The sequence below is a fragment of the Marinobacterium sp. xm-d-530 genome (assembly GCF_013283365.1).
Taxonomy (GTDB): domain Bacteria; phylum Pseudomonadota; class Gammaproteobacteria; order Pseudomonadales; family Balneatricaceae; genus Marinobacterium_E.
In genome coordinates, this window is sequence record NZ_WBYM01000003.1 from 132,975 (window position 1) to 154,164 (window position 21,190).

Genomic DNA, 21,190 nt, shown 5'->3' on the forward strand with positions numbered 1-21,190 from the left:
ACCCGGAAAGCAAAGTACTACTTTAGTAATGCGAGAGGGTATTTTTACTAAAAAAACTCAATATTATTATTATTTTTCAACAACTTAAGAAAAAATTCACATCATTAAAAATAAATAAAGGTTTTCACTTATTAATGTTTACGTAAACGTAAAGCTGGGTTATTGTAGCTTTATATATTTTTTATAAGGCAGCCCATGACCGAGCAAACCACCTTCTCAATTAGCGATCTTGCAAAAGAGTTTGACCTAACCACCCGAAGCGTTCGCTTCTACGAAGACCAAAATCTTCTCTTCCCAACAAGAAGAGGACAGACACGAATTTACTCCAAGCAGGACCGCGTGCGTTTGAAGCTTATTCTACGAGGCAAGCGCCTAGGCTTCTCTTTAGCTGAGATAGGCGAGCTATTCTCTCTCTGGGACGAAACTAGTTCGGGCAGTGAAAAGCAACTCAAGCGACTACTAGAGGTAATCAACACCAAGCGAGCAGAACTGGCACAACAGCTTGAAGATATAGCCAACCTCCAAACCGAACTTTCCGCTGCCGAGGTTCGATGCCTCGAGGCACTTAACGAACTTCGTGAGCAATCAACAAACAAACGCAACGCTGTTTAATACAAATAATAGGAATATACGATGATTTCACAATACTCTGGACTCAACTTTGGCCTTGGCGAAACCATTGAAATGATGCGTGACCAAGTCAATGCTTTTGCTGCAAAAGAGATCGCACCTCGCGCAGCCGAAATTGATCTTAATAACGAATTCCCCAAAGACCTGTGGCGCAAGTTTGGAGACATGGGTCTGTTAGGCATTACTGTTAAGGAAGAGTATGGCGGCGTTGACATGGGCTACCTTGCACACGTAATAGCAATGGAAGAACTTAGCCGAGCTTCTGCATCTGTTGCCCTATCATACGGCGCTCACTCCAATCTTTGCGTAAATCAGATTCACCGAAACGGCACTGAAGAACAGAAACAGAAATACTTACCAAAGTTAATTAGTGGGGAACACGTAGGGGCTCTCGCAATGTCTGAGCCTAATGCTGGTTCCGATGTTGTATCAATGAAATTAACTGCGCGTGATAACGGCGATCATTACCTACTTAACGGTAATAAAATGTGGATCACAAACGGACCAGACGCTGATACATATGTTATCTACGCAAAAACAGATACATCTGCTGGAGCAAAAGGCATTACAGCATTTATCGTAGAGCGTGATTACCCTGGTTTTTCGCGTCACCAGAAGCTTGATAAATTAGGTATGCGAGGATCCAACACTTGTGAACTAGTTTTCATCGACTGCCCTGTTCCTAAAGAGAACATTTTAGGCGAGCTAAATGGTGGTGTTCGTGTACTTATGTCTGGATTAGATTATGAGCGTCTAGTTCTAGCTGGTGGGCCTCTGGGAATTATGGAAGCGGCGATGGATATCTCCATCCCATACATCCGTGACAGACAGCAGTTTGGCCAAGCCATTGGTGAATTTGAACTAGTGCAAGGAAAGGTGGCTGATATGTACACGTTGATGAACGCATGTAAGTCATACACATACACGGTAGCTCAAGCTGCGATGCGTGGTGAAACAAGCCGTAAAGACTGTGCTGGTGTTATCTTATACACAGCAGAGACGGCGACAAAGCTAGCACTCGATGCTATTCAACTCCTCGGCGGCAACGGTTACATCAATGAATTCCCTACTGGCAGACTTCTTCGCGACGCTAAGCTTTATGAGATTGGCGCCGGCACATCAGAAATCCGTCGAATGCTTATTGGCCGAGAGCTGTTCCTAAACAAGTAACAGAACCAATCAGAGGTGGAGAGTCATTCATCACCTCATCATCATTTGATACAAGTTGTGAGGAACAGTGTATGCCTATCCTGCAAAGCAAGGTTAATAAACGTGCAATTGAATTTATTAACAACAACACAAGCATGACCAATGCAGTCAACGATCTTAGAGAAAAAGTAAAGCTAGTCGAACAAGGGGGTGGCGCTAAGTATCAAGAGCGCCATCTTTCACGCGGCAAGCTGCTTCCTCGAGATCGAGTAAACGTCCTTCTGGATGAAGGTTCACCTTTTCTAGAGCTATCACAACTAGCAGCCTATGAAGTTTACGACGATAACGTACCTGCTGCAGGCGTTATTACTGGCATTGGCAGGGTTAGCGGCCAGGAATGCATGATTATCGCAAATGATGCGACGGTTAAGGGCGGCACCTACTTCCCTCTTACGGTTAAAAAGCATTTGCGTGCGCAAGAGATTGCCGAGCAAAACAATCTACCTTGCATCTACCTTGTAGACTCAGGGGGTGCGAATCTACCCCAACAAGATCAAGTATTTCCGGATCGTGACCATTTCGGTCGCATCTTCTTCAATCAGGCCAGAATGTCAGCAAAAGGGATACCGCAGATTGCGGTAGTAATGGGGCTTTGTACGGCAGGTGGAGCTTATGTTCCTGCAATGGCGGACGAATCAATCATTGTACGCAATCAAGGCACTATCTTCCTAGCAGGCCCTCCCCTCGTAAAAGCCGCTACAGGTGAAGTGGTGAGCGCTGAAGATCTTGGCGGTGCCGATGTTCACTGTAAAATTTCAGGCGTAGCAGACCACTATGCAGAAAATGACGCACACGCTTTACAGATCGCACGAACCTGTGTGGCTAACCTAAACCGCCGCAAGCAGGTTGAAGGAGATATCCGAGCACCAAAAGCACCACTTTTCGATGCGAATGAAATCTACGGAATTGTAGGAACAGATCTTAAAAAACCATTCGATGTTAGAGAAATTATCGCTCGTATCGTCGATGGTTCTGAATTCGATGAATTCAAAAAGCTATACGGCACAACACTTATTACGGGATTTGCCCACATCCACGGATATCCAGTAGGCATCTTGGCCAATAACGGCATCCTGTTTAGCGATTCAGCCCAGAAAGGGGCACATTTTATTGAGCTATGTTGCCAAAGAAAGATTCCTCTTATCTTCTTGCAAAATATAACTGGATTCATGGTTGGACAAAAAAGTGAATCGGAAGGTATTGCCAAGCATGGTGCGAAACTAGTCACAGCAGTTGCTTGTGCTGATGTTCCTAAGCTTACAGTTTTGATTGGCGGCTCATTTGGTGCTGGTAACTATGGAATGTGTGGCAGAGCCTATAGCCCTAACTTCTTGTGGATGTGGCCGAACGCTCGCATATCTGTGATGGGCGGTGAACAAGCAGCAGGCGTTCTAGCCACAGTAAAAAGAGACGGTTTAGAGCGCCAAGGACAAACCTGGTCTGCTGAGGAAGAGGCTGAGTTCAAAAAGCCTGTGTTAGACACATATGAGCGTCAGGGGCATCCATACTATGCTAGCGCTCGACTGTGGGATGATGGCGTCATAGATCCAGCACAAACTCGTGAAGTTCTAGCTATGGGGCTCTCTGCAGCGCTAAACAAACCGGTCCCGGACACTAAGTTCGGCGTATTCCGTATGTAAGAGGTGAATATGTCTGAATCTTTAGTTCTTCTCGAAAAAACCAAATCAGGCTGTGCGAATCTTGTAATCAATCGTCCTGAAGTCCACAACGCTTTTGATGACACTATCATCGAGCAGCTCATTACTGGACTTAAAGAAGCCGAAAACGATCCCGATGTTCGCGTCTTAGCACTACGATCTAATGGTAAGAACTTTTCTGCCGGGGCTGATCTTGGCTGGATGAAACGGATAGCAAATAACAGTTATGCAGAAAACCTCGTTGATGCAGGCCGACTTGCCGAGCTGATGCGTTGTCTTTACCAATTTTCTAAACCAACTATCTGCCTCGTTCAAGGTGCTGCTTATGGCGGTGCGGTTGGACTAGCCGCATGCTGCGATATCGTGATTGCTGAAGAAGGAAGTCGATTCTGCTTGAGTGAAGTGAAAATCGGACTAATTCCAGCAGTTATATCGCCATATGTCGTTCGTGCAATTGGCGAAAGACAATCACGAAGATTTTTCCTAACTGCTGAGCCATTTAATGCACTTGAAGCATATAGATTTGGATTAGTTCATGAGGTAGTGAGTGACTCAACTCAATTTGATGAGGCCCTAGAAAAGTTCACAAGCATTTTGATCGGGAACAGCCCTCAGGGAATGCATGCAGCTAAAGATCTCATCTTTGCCGTTAGCAATAAAGAAATTGATGAACCTCTAATAAATGATACAGCTCGCCGCATAGCAGAAATTCGTGTAAGCCCAGAAGGTCAGGAAGGACTAGGTGCCTTCCTTGAAAAGCGCAAGCCGAACTGGATTCAGGAGTAACCCAAGATGTTTAGTAAAATATTAATTGCAAACCGTGGCGAGATCGCATGCCGCGTTATTCAGACAGCACATCGTTTAGGCATAAAATGTGTTGCGGTTTACTCAGAAGCAGATGCGAATGCGCGACATGTAACCATGGCCGATGAAGCATTCCTATTAGGCCCTGCACCTAGTTCAGAAAGTTATTTACGCACAGATGCGATTATAGATATCTGCAAGCGCTCAGGTGCACAAGCAGTCCACCCAGGCTATGGTTTCTTATCTGAAAACACCTCTTTTGCAGAAGCTCTTGAAGCACAGGGAATAACATTCATTGGCCCTCCTTCGTCCGCTATTGCTGCGATGGGCTCCAAATCTGCCGCGAAAGCAATTATGGAAGATGCAGGTGTTCCATTAGTTCCTGGCTACCATGGTGAAGATCAATCACCTGAGTTGCTGCGCAAAGAGTCAGAGCGTTGTGGTTACCCACAGCTTCTCAAAGCCATTGCGGGTGGCGGTGGTAAAGGGATGCGCGTTGTAAATTCATTAGAAGAGTTTGATAGTGCATTGCAGTCTGCTCGCCGAGAAGCGCAAAACGCTTTTGGCAATCCCGACATGCTTATTGAACGCTATCTTACTCAACCTCGCCACGTAGAAATTCAAGTTTTCTGTGATCAATTAGGTCATTCAATTTACCTTGCTGAACGCGATTGTTCTGTGCAGCGCCGCCATCAAAAAGTAATCGAGGAAGCTCCTGCTCCAGGACTTTCAGATGAAACCAGGCGTGCGATGGGAGAGGCCGCTGTTCGAGCAGCAGAGGCTATTAATTACGTTGGCGCCGGCACAGTTGAATTTCTGTATGACGTAGATGGCTCCTTCTACTTCATGGAGATGAATACACGTCTACAAGTAGAACACCCTGTAACAGAAATGATTACAGGCCTAGACCTAGTCGAATGGCAACTTCGTATAGCTAGTGGCGAAGCACTTCCTCTTGCTCAGAACGAACTAACAATTAAAGGGCATGCACTTGAAGCGCGCATATATGCTGAAGACCCAGAGAATGACTTCCTTCCAGCTACAGGCAAACTGAACTACCTGAGAACGCCTGTAGAAAGCAATCATGTCCGAGTTGACACTGGTGTTGTTGAGGGTGACGAAGTCAGCATCTATTACGACCCTATGATTGCTAAATTGATTGTATGGGATGAGTGCAGAGAAAAAGCCGTTGATCGCATGGTACAAGCACTTGAGGATTATCGTATTTCAGGTGTTAAAACTAACACCCAATTCCTTCATGCACTTGCTGATTCAACTCCATTTAGAGAATGCGAATTAGACACAGGATTCATTGAAAAACACGAAAAACTAATTTTCAAATCACAGTCTGCAGATAAAAATCGCTTACTTGCTATTGCTACGGCTTTCTTTTGCGAATCTGAACGAAGCAACTCAATCATTCCAGGCGACCAGTTCTCCCCTTTCAGCTCAACTAGTAGCTGGCGTTTGAACTCTTCATATTCTCGGCCAGTTACGTTAGTGATTGATGATGAGCACTATGATCTTAATGTATTAGAGATAGGAAATTGCTATCACCTCAGTCTCGGTGATATCCACTATGAAGTGAAAGCTTGCCTATCGGAGGATCTCCTTTCTCTGGTGATTGATGGCCATAAACTCTCTGTTCATGGGAATTTAGATGGAGACAAGCTGGCACTATTTTACCAAGGCGAACAATTTGAATGTATTCGCCATCGTCAGACATTTACTGATACAAATGAGAACAACGAAGGTTCACTCTCAGCTCCAATGAACGGAGCGGTGGTAGCCGTTCTAGTCGAAGAAGGTCAAGAGGTGACTGCGGGACAGGCGCTTGTGATTATGGAAGCTATGAAAATGGAGCATAAAATTTCCGCACCGTACGACGGGAAGGTAAGCTCAATTTTTTATGCTGATGGTGACATGGTTAGCGAAGGCGCAGACCTTATTGCGATAGAGCCACTCGCGGAGGTTGAAGCTTAATGAATTTACCCAATTCAGTAAGAATCGTTGAGGTAGGCCCCCGTGATGGTCTTCAAAATGAAAAAGGTGAATTCATTAGCACCGAGGTTAAGGTTGAACTGATCAATTCCCTGGCGGATGCTGGGCTCACTCATATTGAAGCTGCAAGCTTCGTTTCACCGAAATGGGTGCCTCAGATGGCAGATGCTACTGAAGTCATGAGTGGTATTGAACGCAAGAAGGGTGTGACCTATTCAGCATTAACTCCTAACTTGATTGGCCTTGAAGGCGCAATTAGCGGTCGCGCTAATGAAATTGCCGTATTCAGTGCAGCTTCTGAGGCGTTTACTGAAAAAAACATCAACTGTTCAATAAGTGAAAGTTTAGAGCGTTTTAAGCCCGTCATGTCCGCCGCCGAAAAGGCTGGTATTCCTGTTCGCGGATATGTCTCGACAGTAATTGGCTGCCCCTACGCTGGAGATATCGATCCAGAGGCTGTGGCGAAAGTTGCGGAAGCTATGTACAAAATGGGCTGCTATGAGATATCGCTAGGTGATACGGTAGGGGTCGGAACTCCATTAAAAGTGAAGCGCATGCTGGCCGCAGTGAGTGCTCTCGTCCCTAAAGAGCGTTTGGCTGTTCATTTTCACGATACCTACGGGCAAGCGTTGGCGAATATTTACGCAGCTCTTGAAGAGGGAATTGCAGTCATCGATAGTTCTGTTGCAGGCCTTGGAGGATGCCCATACGCTAAGGGTGCCTCTGGGAATGTGGCAACTGAAGATGTGGTCTACTTGCTGGAAGGTTTAGGCATTTCATCAGGTATTAATCTGGACGCTTTAGTGAGAACTAGCCACTGGATTACCGAAAAACTGGATAAGAAAAATAACTCAAAGGTCGCATTGGCAATGGGAGCTAATCGATCACAGTTGGAGAAATAATAATGAGTGCACAACCAAAACATATAACCGCTCTCGAACTTGGCATACCAGCACGAGAAGAGCTGCCAGATAATTTTCAAAAATACTTTAATGTTTGTGATGAAAAGCTTGGAATGGTTCCAAATGTTCTAGCAGCCTACAGCCATAGAACCGATCAACTGGACGTCTTTTCTCGCATTTACAACGAGCTAATGTTCGGTGAAAGCGGCGTAACCAAATTAGAGAAAGAGATGATTGCTGTTGCTGTTTCAGCATCGAATAGCTGCTACTACTGTCAAGTAGCTCACGGAGCCGCCGTGCGGGGATACTCTGGTGATCCAACCTTAGGTGAATTAATGGTGATGAACTATCGTGCAGCTGAGCTTTCCGAGCGTCAGCGCGCAATGCTCGACTTCGCAGTAAAGTTAACAGAGTCTCCACAGGCTATGATCGAAGCTGATCGCCAAGCGCTCCGAGATGTTGGCTTCAGCGATCGCGACATTTGGGATATAGCCAATGTCGCTGGTTTCTACAATATGACCAACCGCGTAGCAAGTGCTGTCGATATGCAACCAAACCTTGAATACCACACACAGAATCGGTCTTAACCTTAAATCACTACAACTCTAAGGAGCTAAGGAATGAAAACAATAAACCTAAGCTACACGAATGGCGTTTCAACTACACCTTTACTCGGCACTACAATCGGTGACAAGTTTGATGAAATTGCTCATCGCTTTGCTGATAATGACGCATTAATTGTGCGTCATCAAAACATCCGCTGGACCTATGCTGAGCTGGCTGAAAGAGTGGAACAGGCGGCTAAAGCCTTCATCGCGATCGGTGTCGAACCTGGTGATCGTGTTGGCATGTGGTCACCGAACTGCGCTGAATGGACTATTACCCAATTCGCTACTGCAAAAGTCGGTGCGATTCTAGTAAATATCAACCCTGCTTACCGCTTACATGAACTTGAGTATGCACTCAACCAATCAGAGGCCAAGTATTTAGTAACCGCAGATTCTTTTAAGAGCTCCGACTACCGCGGCATGCTCTATGAATTAGCACCTGAATTACAACACGCTGCTGTTGGAGCACTCGAATCGACCAAGTTGAACCACCTAAAAGGAGTGATCAATCTCGATTCAGACAAACATTCCGGCATGTGGCGCTGGAACGACTTTGTAGAGCTAGGACAGGGTGTCTCAAGTGAGCACCTTGAATCTGTTCAGTCGGCACTACAGGCTGATGATGCAATTAATATTCAATATACATCTGGTACCACCGGCTTCCCGAAAGGTGCCACCCTGTCGCATCATAATATTCTTAACAACGGTTTCTTCGTGGCAGAGTCGATGAACCTGACCGATCAAGATCGCATGGTTATTCCAGTCCCTCTATACCACTGCTTCGGTATGGTGATGGGTAACCTCGGATGTGTGACTCATGGCGCGACAATGATTTACCCATCCGATGCGTTCGAGCCCCAGTCAGTGCTCGAAACCGTTGAGGCTGAACGAGCTACCGCACTTTACGGTGTTCCTACAATGTTCATTGCTGAACTTGAGCACCCGGAATTTGATAAGTACGACGTATCAACTCTTCGTACTGGCATCATGGCCGGCTCTATCTGCCCCGCCGAAGTGATGAAAGCTGTCAACTCAAAACTACACATGAAAGAGGTACAGATCGCCTACGGTATGACTGAGACTAGCCCAGTATCTACCCAGACTGCTGCCAGTGATCCATTCGAAAAACAGGTCACCACTGTTGGTCGCACTCAACCGCACCTGGAGACGAAACTGGTGGACCCAGCCACGGGCCATACGGTCCCACGAGGCGAGATTGGTGAGCTTTGTACTCGCGGATACAGCGTAATGCTTGGGTACTGGAACAACTTAGAAGCGACTAGCAATGCGATTGATGAGGCACGCTGGATGCATACAGGTGACCTCGCCATTATGGACGATGAAGGCTATATCCAAATCGTGGGCCGCATCAAAGATATGGTGATTCGTGGAGGTGAAAATATCTACCCGAAAGAGATTGAGGAGTTCCTATACACCCATCCACACATCTCTGACGTACAGGTGATCGGGGTTCCTGACAAACGCTTCGGTGAAGAGTTAGTCGCATGGATTAAGCTGGTTGCAAATGCACCTGAGGTAAGCGCAGATGATTTGAAGGAGTTCTGTAAAGGACAGATCACACACTTCAAGATTCCTAAGCACTTCAAATTTACTGATAGCTTCCCAATGACCGTGACCGGCAAGATCCAGAAATTCAAGATGCGTGAAATATCTATTAGTGAGTTAGAGATCGAGAGCGAGTAATAGTCAACAAGGGGAGCTAAATACTCCCCTTATCTTCTCAGGTAAATATGTCTGTAACAATTCAAAATCACTACCAAAATGAACTCGATGTAGAACTGATCGTCGGGCAAATTCGCAAACATTTCTCTGAAGGCGCAGAAGACTTTCAACTAGCGCCAGTTGACCAACTACATGTCGGTGGTTTGGGCGCATCAAAAAGGCTACTTGAGCGACTAACACCTCTGAAACCGCTACATGTTTTGGAGGTCGGGTCAGGTTTAGGTGGATTAATGCGTCAAGTGGAGTCACACGGGACGATGCAAGTCACCGGAATCGACATCTGTCACGAATTCAACCGCCTTAACCGCGAGCTTAGCCGTGTTGCAGTGGGCGATTTCAGAGGTCGAGTAGTAACAGCTGATGCACTTGCTTTACCTTTCAAAGACTCCAGTTTTGATCTAATTATATTTCAACATTCTTTACTCAACATACCCGATACTCAAGCGCTGTTAAACGAGTGCCATAGGCTTTTGCGTGAGAAAGGTTCACTATTGCTGCACGAAATTTTTACAGGAACCACACCCGAAATGATGGTCTATCCTGTTCCTTGGGCACGCTCTAGCGCGACATCGCATATAATCAGCATAGAAAAAATGACTGAGCTACTGAAGTCTGCAGATTTCGACATCCAGTCAATAGAAGATTGGACAGAGGAGGCGCTTAACTGGCGCCAAAAGCAAGTAGCCAAAGAAACAACTTCTCAACAGTCGCGTGCAAAACTAGCGCCTACTATGATCTTTGGACAAGAATTTTTAGCCATGGGAAAGAATATTGTGTTTAATATTTCTAATAACGCGGTACGCGTCGTAGAAATATTAGCAAGGGCGAGATGATAAAACCGATCGACGAACTTCAAAACTGCCGCGAAGATGCCGACAGATATCGTCTGCTTGCAGAGCAGTCGACTGATATGATCTCTCGCCATACCACTTCGCCTGATTGGACCTATATAGATGTCAGTCCTGCGGTAGAGAAGATTCTAGGGTACACCGCTGAAGAGATCATTGGCACTTCTGGTTATGCAGCATTCCATCCCAATGATGCAGACAACCTCACCAAGCGTGACGCCAGCGTGCGATACCGTGAAGGGTTGTATAGCAACATATATCGCTATCGTCATAAAGCGGGACACTACATCTGGTTAGAAACCACTAGTCGCGTCATCCGTGATTCAGCCGGGAAACCGCTGGAAATCATCTGTGTCTCACGCGACGTAACCGAACGCGAAGAGATTCAGCAGACTATGGCACGTCTTGCAAGAGTAGTCGAAGCATCTTCAGATATGATCATGTTTTGTAACCATGAGACGCACAGGCTTACATACCTAAATGAATCCGCCTACCACACACTAGGAACGGAACAAGAGACTCCAGTAAGCTATTACCTACCAGAGCTATTCACTCAAGAAATATATCACTCACTGGTATGCGATGCTTTGAAGCACGCTTTTGATCACGGAGTCTGGTACGGCAGCATCCCGATGGAGTTGCCTGATAGTCTAGAGCGGGTCGCTGAAATTCGTGAGATCATCGCGCACCGCAATCGCCGCGAAGACGATAAAGTCGACTACTATTCTATTATTGGTCGCGATATAACCCTCAAATTAAGAGCAGAGGAAGCTGCAAAACGACACCAGCTTGAAATTGCACATATGTCACGTCTGATGTCTGTAAGTGAGATGGCTGCCGGATTGGCACATGAGATCAATCAACCTCTCGCAACCATTCTCAATTACTGTCACGGAACGGCCTTACGTTTAAGTGAGGGAGTTACAAATCCGGTTGAAACTGTAACCCAGTCAATGAAACTGATCACTCAACAGGCGAAACGTGCATCGGATATCATCAAACGTATGCGTGCATTTGTGGCAAAGACCGAGCACCATCAGGTGGAGTTCTCAATTAACGAGTGCTGCCGCGAGGTTTCTACCTTCCTCTATCAGGAAGCACTGGATCACAATATCCGCTTCATTTTCGAGTTAGCTAAGCAGGACCCTCTTCTGGTGGCCGATAAAATACAGATTGAGCAGGTACTTCTTAATCTGATCCGTAACGCGATTGAGGCATACAGTGATTGCGAGCGATCGCAGAGGTCCGTTACCATAAAGACAGAATTGAATGAAAAGCAACTGGTTATTCATGTAGAAGATAAGGGCAGCGGTATATCTCAAGAGGGGCTAGAGAGACTATTTGAACCTTTCTATACTTCCAAATCGACCGGCTTAGGGATGGGCTTATCCATATCACGAACCATTATAGAGACACACGGTGGGCAGCTGTATGCGACCAGTGATGCAGAAGATGGAACTCGATTTACACTCAAGCTTCCGATAAGAGACTAGCCATGGATCAGCTAACCAATAGCACAATATACATCGTTGACGATGACGAAGACTTCCGCAACTCGATGAGTTGGTTATTGGAGTCGGTTAACTGCAGGGTTGAGTGTTTTTCAAGTGCTCGGAGTTTTCTAGAACGCTACGACGGCGGCCTTGGATGCATGTTGTTGGATGTACGTATGCCTGAGATCAACGGACTGGCGCTGCAACAGATTATGATCGAACGGAATATTAAGATGCCTATCATCGTGATCTCTGGTCATGGAGATATTCAGATGGCAGTTAGTGCAATGAAACAGGGCGCAATAGATTTTATAGAGAAGCCGTTCGATGGTGATGTACTTATACGTTTGGTAAAAAAGGCACTTTCGCTCGCCGAGGACAATTACGAGCTGCGTACCGAAGAGACACGCATTCGTGAGCTATACGCCAACCTCAGTCAGCGCGAAGTGGAGGTTATGGATTTAGTTGTGCAGGGTAATGCCAATCGCGAAATTGCAGATCAGCTTAATATCAGTCCAAAGACGGTAGAGGTACACCGTTCCCGTGTAATGGCAAAAATGCAAGCAAGCAACATTGCCGATCTGATTCGCCTTCACAACAATCTAGCCCCTAAGTAATACTTAGACCGGTATTGCGTAGGTCATGGTGGCATGTGCAACCGGATCAGTATCCCCTTCCGAAACTATAGTCACCTCTCCTACTGCCAGCCTTTTTCCTACCTTGAGCATCTCAGCGATCGCTACAATGTTAGCATCAGCTTTGGGTTTTCGAAGAAAGTTGATATTCAAATTGGTGGTTACGGCCAAGCTGACCGGGCCAATAACACTCAGTAAAGCTGCATAGACTGCAACATCAGCCAAAGCCATCATGGTAGGACCTGATACAGTACCACCAGGGCGAAGATGATCATCACCCACGGCTAGTACCATTGTTGCTTTTCCAGGCTCCAACTCAACTAACTCGCCAAACCGATCCCCTTGAGGAAACTGTTCGGCAAGAAATGCCCGCATCTCATCTAACTGCATTTTTACCTCGTATGAACTTGCTTAAAGGAAGAACCCCTAAGAGATAAGTCCCAAAAATCTGATGACTCACCCTTAGTAGGCGTCGACTTCGTCGCGAGCACGATTGCGGAGCACAAAACGCTGTATCTTACCGCTTGGTGTCTTAGGCAGCTCGTCAACAAACTCGATTTCTCTTGGGAAAGCATGAGTCGAAAGACGACTACGGACATGAGTCTGCAGCGTCTCCGCCAGCTCTTCTGTCGGCGCAAAACCAGATTTAATCACAACATACGCCTTAATAATTGCACCACGCTTCTGGTCGGGTTTACCCACCACACCGGATTCCGCGACCGAATCATGCTCTAGTAACGTACTCTCCACATCAGCCGGTCCGACGCGATACCCTGCGGTAGTAATAATGTCATCATCTCGACCAGTAAACGAGAAACTTCCATCGCCATGACTGAGTACCACATCACCCGTGAGATAGTAGTTACCATGATAGGGCTCTTTCTCCTGCCAGGTGTATCCTGGAAAGAAGAAGAGGGGGGAGTTAGATATATCAACCGCCAACTGCCCCTGTTCGCCCTCATTCACTTCATTGAAATCAGCATCTAGAGCTACGACTCTATGCCCTGGCATTGAAAAGCCCATCGAACCCACGCGAACAACCGACTGGTCCAACGCATGGTGGTTACAAGCGGTCATCCCTGTCTCTGTCTGCCCATAGTGATCCATCACAGGGCACCCCAAGCGACGTTTAACCCAGGAAATAACTTCTGGGTTAAGCGGTTCACCCGCGCTGCTCGCAAGTCGAAGGTTGAAGCGTTCATCCGCCCCTAATTGATCATCATTTGCCATCAACATGCGATAAGCCGTAGGAGCCGCAGCTAAGTTGGTGATCCCATATTTACGAAGCATCTGATAGGTGGTTTCAGGTGTAAAGCCAGCCTCGCAGAAATGAGTAGTGTTTCCTAAGAGTAAGGGGCCTACAACAGCGTAATAGAGACCGTAGGCCCAGCCCGGATCGGCTACGTTCCAAAACTTATCTTCGGGCACCAAGCCAATGGCATAGCGCATATAGACGTAGAAAGAGAGTATCGCTCTCGTAGGTACTGCAACCCCCTTAGATTTGCCTACAGTACCCGAGGTAAACATCTGCAGAAAAGGCTCATCTTTACCCACACGCACGGGGACAAACTCAGTGGACTGATTATATACAGACGTAACGAAATCAGGCTCTTGAGCATATTGCTCCGGAGCTTGAGCCGCGTTAACTAACAGCACCGCTGGGCAACCTTCGACATCATCCAGTTTTGAGCGATTTGCAGGATCTGTCACGATCAACCGCGTATCCGCTTGCTGCACTCGATATTCGATGGCTCCTGAACCAAAAGCAGTGAAGAGCGGCTGATAGACACCTCCAACTCGAAGAGTACCGAGAATCACTACCATCAATTCCGCTGAACGAGGCAGGAGTGCAGAAACTCGATCACCCTGACCAATACCCTGCGAGGTCAAATAGTTGGCGAACTGCGCAGCTCTGTCACGCAGCTCCACAAAGGTATAAGCGGATGAAGTTCCATTCACCGACTCATGCCTAAGGGCAACGGCGGTAGGATCAGAGCACCACTTATCGATCATCTCTTCACAGACGTTAAAGCCTTTCTCTAGCGTACCTAACATCTCCTGTTCAACTGATTCAACGCTAAACTGGTCGTAGAATTTCTGGTAGTTTTGTGCGCTCATTTTCGCTCCTTAAACTATTTTTATTGTTTTTTACTACCTAAGAGCTACAAGAGCTCTAGTTGTTTTAAAATCTCATTGTTGTCGCAACCTAACAGCGGTGCAGGCTTTGGCAACGGATTCGAATGGCCGTTAAAACGAATGGCGGGGGCTACTTGAAGCTCTGCGCCATTGCTATGGGCCACCATGTCTCGCGATTTGAACAAGGGGTGCTCTGCCGCCTGTTTTATACTGAGTACAGGCTCAACACAGGCATCAGCTGCGGCAAATTTCTCGATCCAGTAACTTTGATCTGCCGATAAAAAACGCTCTTGCAGCTTATCTTTGAGAGTACAGTCATCCAAAGCACCCAGCTCAGAAATATTTAATTGCTCTAGTAGCTGTTGCTTAAACTTGGGCTCAAGGCTACCAATAGCCATATATCGCCCGTCGCGCGTGGGGTAGTAATCGTAAAAGCCACCACCGTTTAGAAAGTGCGTCTCCAGCCCTTCGTCGGACGCACCATTTAACTGACCGGGCGCCAACAAGGGCTGAAGCGCAAGACAATTATCCGCCATCGAAATATCGATGTGAGCACCCTCCCCCGTGCGGGTGCGATGAATAACCGCACTCAAAATACCAATCACTGCGGGTTGAGAACCGCCAGCTAGGTCAGCCATCTGTAGGCCACTTAAGCAAGGGCCACTGCTGACACGTCCTGTATGACTTGATATACCTGCAAGTGCTAAATAGTTGATGTCATGGCCAGCCCGATCGGCATACTCCCCATCTTGGCCATAACCAGTGATTGAGCAGTAGATCAAATCAGGTTTGTATTGTTTAAGTTGTTCGTACCCTAGTCCCAACTTGGCCATTACACCAGGCCTGAACTGCTCAACTACAATATCGAATTCTTCCAGAAGCTTATGAACTATCTCTATCGAATTAGGATTTTTTAGGTCTAACGCTAACGACCTTTTACCTCGATTGAGGTAACGAAATGCAGCAGACTGCCCCTCTATTTGGGGCTCAAGATCACGCACAATATCTGGCTTATCAGGGGACTCGATGCGAATGACATCCCCCCCCAAATCCGCGAGCAACATAGTGGCATATGGCCCTGGCAAGAGTGTCGAAAAATCGAGTATTTTTAATCCTGTTAAGGGTTTCATCGACTAACCTAATTCACGCAAAATTTCGCGCGAAATGATGACCCGCTGAATTTCACTAGTCCCTTCGTAAATCGTGGTGATTCGAGCATCTCGACTGAACCGCTCGAGCGGAAACTCCCGCATGTAGCCGTATCCACCTAAGAGCTGAAGCGCGGTGTAACAAGCAGCATTCGCCTTCTCGGTAGAAAATAGTTTCGCCATAGAGGCCTCTTTGGCAAAGCTCATACCGCGATCCTTTCGATCTGCCGCTGACATCAGTAAAAGTCGGGCTGCTTCAAGCTCAGTATAACGATCAGCCATCATCCACTGTATGCCCTGAAAATCGGCAATCGCTTTTCCGAATTGTTGACGCTCAGTAACATATCGCGATGCGTAATCCATCGCAGCTTGCCCAATACCCAATGCGAGAGAGCCCACACCGATTCGCCCACCAGCCAACTCAGCAACAGCAATCCTAAAGCCATCATTAAGTTTTCCCAGCAGAGCCGATTCCTTCACAAAAACCTGATCGAAGTGTACTTCGTTAGTTGCTGATCCCTGTTGCCCCATCTTATGTTCGGCAGGGCCGATGCTGATTCCAGCGAGATCAGCATCCACCAAAAAGCATGAGATACCCTTACCCTTGGGTGCATTTGGATCGGTGACAGCCCAAACAACAAATACACCAGCGAACTGTGCACTGGTAATCCACTGTTTGGTACCTGAGATTGAGAAACCACCTTCGACCCGCTCCGCTTTCGTGCGCATAGATGCAGGGTCTGAACCAGCTCCTGCCTCCGTTAGACAGAAACTACCCGCTTTGTATTCCCCAGAGCAGATTTTAGGTAGATAGTGATTTTTTTGCTCTTCGTTACCAACCGCCTGTATAACTTCCGCAACCATATTAGTTACAGACATGGTGACAGCAGTTGAAGCACAAGCGCGACCTATTTCAGTTAGAGCAAGACTAAATGCAACAGTCCCCGCTTCAGTACCTCCATACTTAGAGTCAATATTCAGCCCCATGAAACCTAACTCAGCTAATGACTTGCAATTCGCTAGTAGCGGGGAGATCTCTTTTGTGCGATCAAGATCAGCGGCAACATCTGCTATCTGGGACTCGGCAATACGCTTTGCAGTCTCTTGTATCAGAAGCTGTTCTTCACTCAATTGCAGATTCATTACGGGAACTCCTGTAGGGGTTTTCCCTTATTAATATCCGAATCTGAATTACTAGTAAACCCTTTTCTTCAGTTTCTAGTTAATTAAGGCAGTCTTTTAACATCACCAACTAATTCAACCCATGGGTGTTTGCGCGACTCATAAATTGAGGTACGCGGTGCTGGGAAATCAGCATCAGCAAAAGCACCAATAGGTATACCGATCATGCCTTTAGCACGCTCGGCGCGATACCAAACCTGACTCCCGCAGCAAGGACAAAAATTAAACGTTACACTAAACCCCTCGTCCCCGATCTGTGTGTACTCCCTTGATTCGCCTTCAATATGAACAGACTCCTGTTCAAACAGTGCCTGATGGCCAAAGGCACTCCCGGTCCTTCGCTGACAATCGAAGCAGTGACAGACAAAAACTTGTAATGGATCAGCCTGAACTACAGCGTTTAACTGTCCACAACTACAGCGTGCTTGGTATTTAGGCATGCTTAGATTCCTTTAAGTCAGAGCCTTGCGATATTGGCTAGGTGAAATCCCAATCTGCTTTCGAAAGATACGCGAAAAGTAGTAAGCATCCTCATAACCTACCTCAAATGCGATCTCCTTTATTTCCATAGCAGTGGTATCGAGCAAGTAGCAAGCGCGCTCTATTTTAAGTTGAATGAAGCGATTAATCGGTGTTGTGCCAGTAATAGCTCTGTAGCGCTTCACAAAATGGTACTTCGACAAATTCACACTGGCTGCCAAAGTATCTAAGTCTATCTGTTCATGGAGGTGCGTTTGCATGAGTGTATGAAGGCTATCTAAGTCCAAACTCTCTCGTTGGCGACGCAACTGTTCAGGCGGCTTAAGAAACGCAACATGTGACAAAATTTGACGAAGCAAGCTTGCCGAAAAGATATGAACTGTCAAATCATGGGCAGAGTAGCGGCAACTCAATAAGGCATCAAAACTACCAGTTAACTGCGGATGAAAACCAATATTTTTTAAATAAAACCCTCCAGGCGACCGTTCAACTTGAGTGTTACTGCAAAATTTTTTCACTAGCGCTCCCTCGAAGTGAACCCAATAAATTGTCCACGGAGAAGCTAGAGACGAAGTGTAACGATGTGATAAGCCCGACGGGACTATTAATACATCTCCCATTTTTACTGAGCTTGAATGACCACTTGCACTAACAACCCCCTCCCCCTGGATACAGTAAATCATCAAATAATCATCGTGTATCAATCGTTCCATCATGTGCCCTTTAGCGTGGCAATAATATCCCATCGCTTTAGGGAATAGATCGCAACTGAGTGGATTATTTGAGAGTTCCTTATAAAGGGCTTTTGGGACCAAATAGCGAACACTTTCAGGAGGTAGAGGCCAATTGGAGGGTCTGCTCATTTTTATGAATCTTCTACTAATGAATTAATTGTTATCGCAATATAGTCCATCAACTAAACAAGATTATCAATCTCATTCCACTTAAAACGGTGCTACAAATGTAAGCGAAATACAAAAGTAATATATATCAGGAGTTTCTCATGACTGTTCGTGTTCCTTTACTTATTGATGGCCAGATGGTTCAAAGCCAATCAGACAAATTCATTCCAGTTACCGATCCTGCTACACAAAATGTTATCGCAGAGGTACCTTGCGCTACTGAAGCAGAAGTTGATCAAGCTATCGACTCAGCTAAGAAAGCATTTGAAACCTGGAAAGAGACACCCGTCGGCGAACGTGCCCGCTTAATGCTTCGCTATCAGGCGCTTTTGAAAGAGCATCATGATGAGATTGCCACCCTACTATCAAGCGAAACTGGCAAAACGTTTGAAGATGCTAAGGGTGATGTATGGCGTGGAATTGAAGTCGTAGAACATGCCTGTAACATCGCGTCATTGTCTATGGGCGAAACTGTTGAAAACGTAGCTCGCAAGATCGATTGTTATAGTATTACTCAGCCTTTAGGTGTCTGTGTAGGCATTACCCCATTCAACTTCCCCGCAATGATTCCTCTTTGGATGTTCCCCATGGCTATTGCATGCGGAAATACATTTGTACTTAAGCCATCAGAACAGGACCCGTTGACACCTATGCGTCTCGCGGAGTTGTTTATCGAGGCTGGTGCACCAGCTGGCCTACTCCAGGTAGTCCATGGCACCAAAGAAGTTGTTGATCAACTACTCACTCACAAGGACACGCCTGCTATATCTTTCGTAGGATCTGTTGCAGTTGGTGAACATATCTACCGCACAGGTACCGAACACCTAAAACGCGTGCAAGCGTTCGCCGGAGCAAAAAACCACATGGTGATAATGCCTGACGCTTCGAAAAACCAGGTTATTAACAATTTAGTAGGCGCCTCTGTAGGTGCAGGCGGACAACGCTGTATGGCCATATCTGTCGCACTATTTGTAGGCAGTGCTAAAGAGTGGATTCCTGAGTTGCGCGAAGCTATGAAGAAGGTTCGCCCTGGCGCATGGAATGACCCCGAAGCTGGATACGGTCCTCTAATCAACCCAGCAGCACGCCAGCGTGTTCTCAATTTTATTCAGCAAGGCAAAGACTCGGGGGCAAATTGTCTGCTTGATGGTACTGACTGCCAAGTTGAAGGCTTTCCTGACGGTAACTGGGTGGGTCCGACACTTTTTAGCGGTGTAACTACTGACATGTCTATATACCAAGAGGAGATCTTTGGTCCTGTACTTTGCGCCATCGAGTTGGATTCTCTCGAAGATGCTATTGAGTTAATCAATGCAAATCCATACGGTAATGGAACATCGATCTTTACATCATCTGGAGCTGTCGCGCGTAAATACCAGCATGAAATCAAGGTTGGTCAGGTTGGCATTAACGTACCTGTACCTGTACCGCTTCCAATGTTCTCTTTTACTGGATGGCGCAAATCTTTCTACGGCGATCAGCACGCTTACGGGAAACAGGCAGTTAAGTTCTACACCGAAACCAAAACAGTAACAGCACGCTGGTTTGAAGAGGATATCGATACTGGGGTAAACACTACTATTCAGCTAAAGTAAGTCATCCACTTTTAACAGATAAAGATAACAAAGGATAAGTGTATGGATTTTGAACTAAACGAAGACCAAATTGCTTTTGCAGATATGGCTCGCAGTTTTGCACAGAAAGAACTCGAACCTCACGCGGCCATGTGGGACGAAGAGCAGATATTTCCGGTTGATACGCTTAAAAAAGCGGGAGAGCTTGGATTTTGTGGACTCTACGCATCAGAAGATGTTGGCGGTCTAGGTCTTAGCCGCCTTGACGCTAGTATCATCTTTGAAGAGCTAGCCATGGGTTGCACTTCAACTACTGCTTACATCACCATCCATAATATGTCGACTTGGATGATCGCGGAATTTGGCAACAGCGATACTCGTATGGATTGGTGTCCAAAACTAACCGCTGGTGAACAATTCGCATCTTACTGTTTGACAGAGCCCAACGCGGGATCAGATGCAGCTTCCCTCAAAACCACTGCTCGTCGCGATGGTGATGGCTACGTAATCAACGGCAGCAAAATCTTTATATCTGGAGCTGGTTCAACTGATGTCCTAGTCGTTATGGCCCGTACTGGTGAAGCTGGCGCGAAAGGCATCTCTGCATTTGTGGTAGATGCCAAACTACCGGGTATTAGCTACGGACGTAAAGAACAAAAAATGGGGTGGAATAGTCAGCCAACACGAATGATCACCTTTGACGATGTACGTGTACCTGCCTCTGCCATTCTTGGAGCCGAAGGCGATGGATTCAAGATAGCGATGAAGGGGTTGGATGGTGGACGCATAAATATCGGGGCCTGCTCGATAGGTACTGCTCAAGCGGCACTTCAACGTGCTCGCGACTATATGCTCGACCGCAGTCAGTTTGGAAAAACCCTAAGCAATTTTCAAGCTCTGCAATTCAAAATAGCTGATATGACGACCCAGTTAGTAGCTGCTCGCCAGATGATACGTATGGCAGCTAGCCGTCTAGATGCTGGACATCCCGATCGAACTGTTTATTGCGCTATGGCGAAGCAGTTTGCCACGGATGCAGGTTATAACATCGCCGATGAAGCACTGCAGATATTTGGAGGCAACGGCTACATCAAAGAATACCCAATGGAGCGTTATCTGCGTGATAACCGTGTACACCGTATTCTTGAAGGGACTAATGAAATAATGCGTTTGATCATTGCTAGACGCGCACTAATGCAAGATTGCGCCAAAATTCTTTGATCACAAATAGGAGACA

Annotated in this window: 19 protein-coding genes; 13 read left to right on the forward strand and 6 right to left on the reverse strand. The window is 46.5% G+C overall.

Translation table 11 applies throughout. From position 1 onward, the window contains the following. Positions 1–195 precede the first annotated feature (195 nt). From XMD530_RS05950 to XMD530_RS06000, 11 genes are all read left to right on the forward strand, one after another. On the forward strand, positions 196–612 hold the full coding sequence (locus XMD530_RS05950; protein ID WP_173481702.1) for a MerR family DNA-binding transcriptional regulator: 417 nt from the start codon (positions 196–198) through the stop codon (positions 610–612). 21 nt (positions 613–633) lie between these two features. Continuing rightward, positions 634–1,800 carry an isovaleryl-CoA dehydrogenase gene (locus XMD530_RS05955; RefSeq protein WP_173481701.1) on the forward strand — a complete coding sequence of 389 codons (1,167 nt, stop codon included), beginning with the start codon at positions 634–636 and terminating at the stop codon, positions 1,798–1,800. A gap of 71 nt (positions 1,801–1,871) precedes the next feature. Beyond that, complete coding sequence (locus XMD530_RS05960; RefSeq protein WP_173481700.1) at positions 1,872–3,479, forward strand: carboxyl transferase domain-containing protein; 1,608 nt, start codon at positions 1,872–1,874, stop codon at positions 3,477–3,479. A gap of 9 nt (positions 3,480–3,488) precedes the next feature. Continuing rightward, complete coding sequence (locus XMD530_RS05965) at positions 3,489–4,283, forward strand: enoyl-CoA hydratase/isomerase family protein (RefSeq protein WP_173481699.1); 795 nt, start codon at positions 3,489–3,491, stop codon at positions 4,281–4,283. 6 nt (positions 4,284–4,289) lie between these two features. Then, on the forward strand, positions 4,290–6,284 hold the full coding sequence (locus XMD530_RS05970; protein ID WP_173481698.1) for an acetyl/propionyl/methylcrotonyl-CoA carboxylase subunit alpha: 1,995 nt from the start codon (positions 4,290–4,292) through the stop codon (positions 6,282–6,284). Continuing rightward, positions 6,284–7,204 (forward strand): hydroxymethylglutaryl-CoA lyase, encoded by a 921-nt coding sequence (locus XMD530_RS05975; protein WP_173506892.1) that lies wholly within the window; start codon positions 6,284–6,286, stop codon positions 7,202–7,204. Before XMD530_RS05970 ends, XMD530_RS05975 begins: the two co-directional genes overlap by 1 nt. 2 nt (positions 7,205–7,206) lie before the next feature. Further along, positions 7,207–7,791, forward strand: coding sequence for a peroxidase-related enzyme (locus tag XMD530_RS05980; protein WP_173506212.1), 585 nt, complete (start codon positions 7,207–7,209; stop codon positions 7,789–7,791). Positions 7,792–7,824: 33 nt separating this feature from the next. Continuing rightward, positions 7,825–9,516, forward strand: coding sequence for an AMP-binding protein (locus tag XMD530_RS05985; RefSeq protein WP_173481695.1), 1,692 nt, complete (start codon positions 7,825–7,827; stop codon positions 9,514–9,516). A 47-nt stretch (positions 9,517–9,563) separates the two neighbouring features. Then, a complete protein-coding gene (locus tag XMD530_RS05990; RefSeq protein ID WP_173481694.1) occupies positions 9,564–10,388 on the forward strand; it encodes a class I SAM-dependent methyltransferase in 825 nt (274 codons plus the stop codon). Beyond that, positions 10,385–11,896, forward strand: coding sequence for an ATP-binding protein (locus tag XMD530_RS05995; protein ID WP_173481693.1), 1,512 nt, complete (start codon positions 10,385–10,387; stop codon positions 11,894–11,896). Before XMD530_RS05990 ends, XMD530_RS05995 begins: the two co-directional genes overlap by 4 nt. 2 nt (positions 11,897–11,898) lie before the next feature. Then, positions 11,899–12,513 carry a response regulator transcription factor gene (locus XMD530_RS06000; protein WP_173481692.1) on the forward strand — a complete coding sequence of 205 codons (615 nt, stop codon included), beginning with the start codon at positions 11,899–11,901 and terminating at the stop codon, positions 12,511–12,513. A 3-nt stretch (positions 12,514–12,516) separates the two neighbouring features. On the opposite strand, the gene XMD530_RS06005 is transcribed toward XMD530_RS06000, so the two are convergent. The 6 genes from XMD530_RS06005 to XMD530_RS06030 form a co-directional block, all read right to left on the reverse strand. Then, positions 12,517–12,921, reverse strand: coding sequence for a PaaI family thioesterase (locus XMD530_RS06005; protein ID WP_173481691.1), 405 nt, complete (start codon positions 12,919–12,921; stop codon positions 12,517–12,519). A 72-nt stretch (positions 12,922–12,993) separates the two neighbouring features. Further along, positions 12,994–14,649 (reverse strand): AMP-binding protein, encoded by a 1,656-nt coding sequence (locus XMD530_RS06010; protein WP_173481690.1) that lies wholly within the window; start codon positions 14,647–14,649, stop codon positions 12,994–12,996. 44 nt (positions 14,650–14,693) lie between these two features. Then, a complete protein-coding gene (locus XMD530_RS06015; protein WP_173481689.1) occupies positions 14,694–15,797 on the reverse strand; it encodes a CaiB/BaiF CoA-transferase family protein in 1,104 nt (367 codons plus the stop codon). Positions 15,798–15,800: 3 nt separating this feature from the next. Then, positions 15,801–16,958, reverse strand: a complete 1,158-nt coding sequence (locus tag XMD530_RS06020) for an acyl-CoA dehydrogenase family protein (RefSeq protein ID WP_173481688.1) — start codon at positions 16,956–16,958, stop codon at positions 15,801–15,803. A gap of 83 nt (positions 16,959–17,041) precedes the next feature. Beyond that, entirely contained in the window at positions 17,042–17,437 is a 396-nt protein-coding gene (locus XMD530_RS06025; protein ID WP_173481687.1) for a GFA family protein, read from the reverse strand. 12 nt (positions 17,438–17,449) lie between these two features. Further along, on the reverse strand, positions 17,450–18,340 hold the full coding sequence (locus XMD530_RS06030) for an AraC family transcriptional regulator (protein WP_173481686.1): 891 nt from the start codon (positions 18,338–18,340) through the stop codon (positions 17,450–17,452). A gap of 140 nt (positions 18,341–18,480) precedes the next feature. Here XMD530_RS06030 and XMD530_RS06035 point away from each other — a divergent pair, with 140 nt between their 5' ends. After that, entirely contained in the window at positions 18,481–19,974 is a 1,494-nt protein-coding gene (locus XMD530_RS06035) for a CoA-acylating methylmalonate-semialdehyde dehydrogenase (RefSeq protein ID WP_173481808.1), read from the forward strand. 42 nt (positions 19,975–20,016) lie between these two features. After that, positions 20,017–21,174 carry an acyl-CoA dehydrogenase family protein gene (locus tag XMD530_RS06040; RefSeq protein WP_173481685.1) on the forward strand — a complete coding sequence of 386 codons (1,158 nt, stop codon included), beginning with the start codon at positions 20,017–20,019 and terminating at the stop codon, positions 21,172–21,174. Positions 21,175–21,190: the final 16 nt, after the last annotated feature.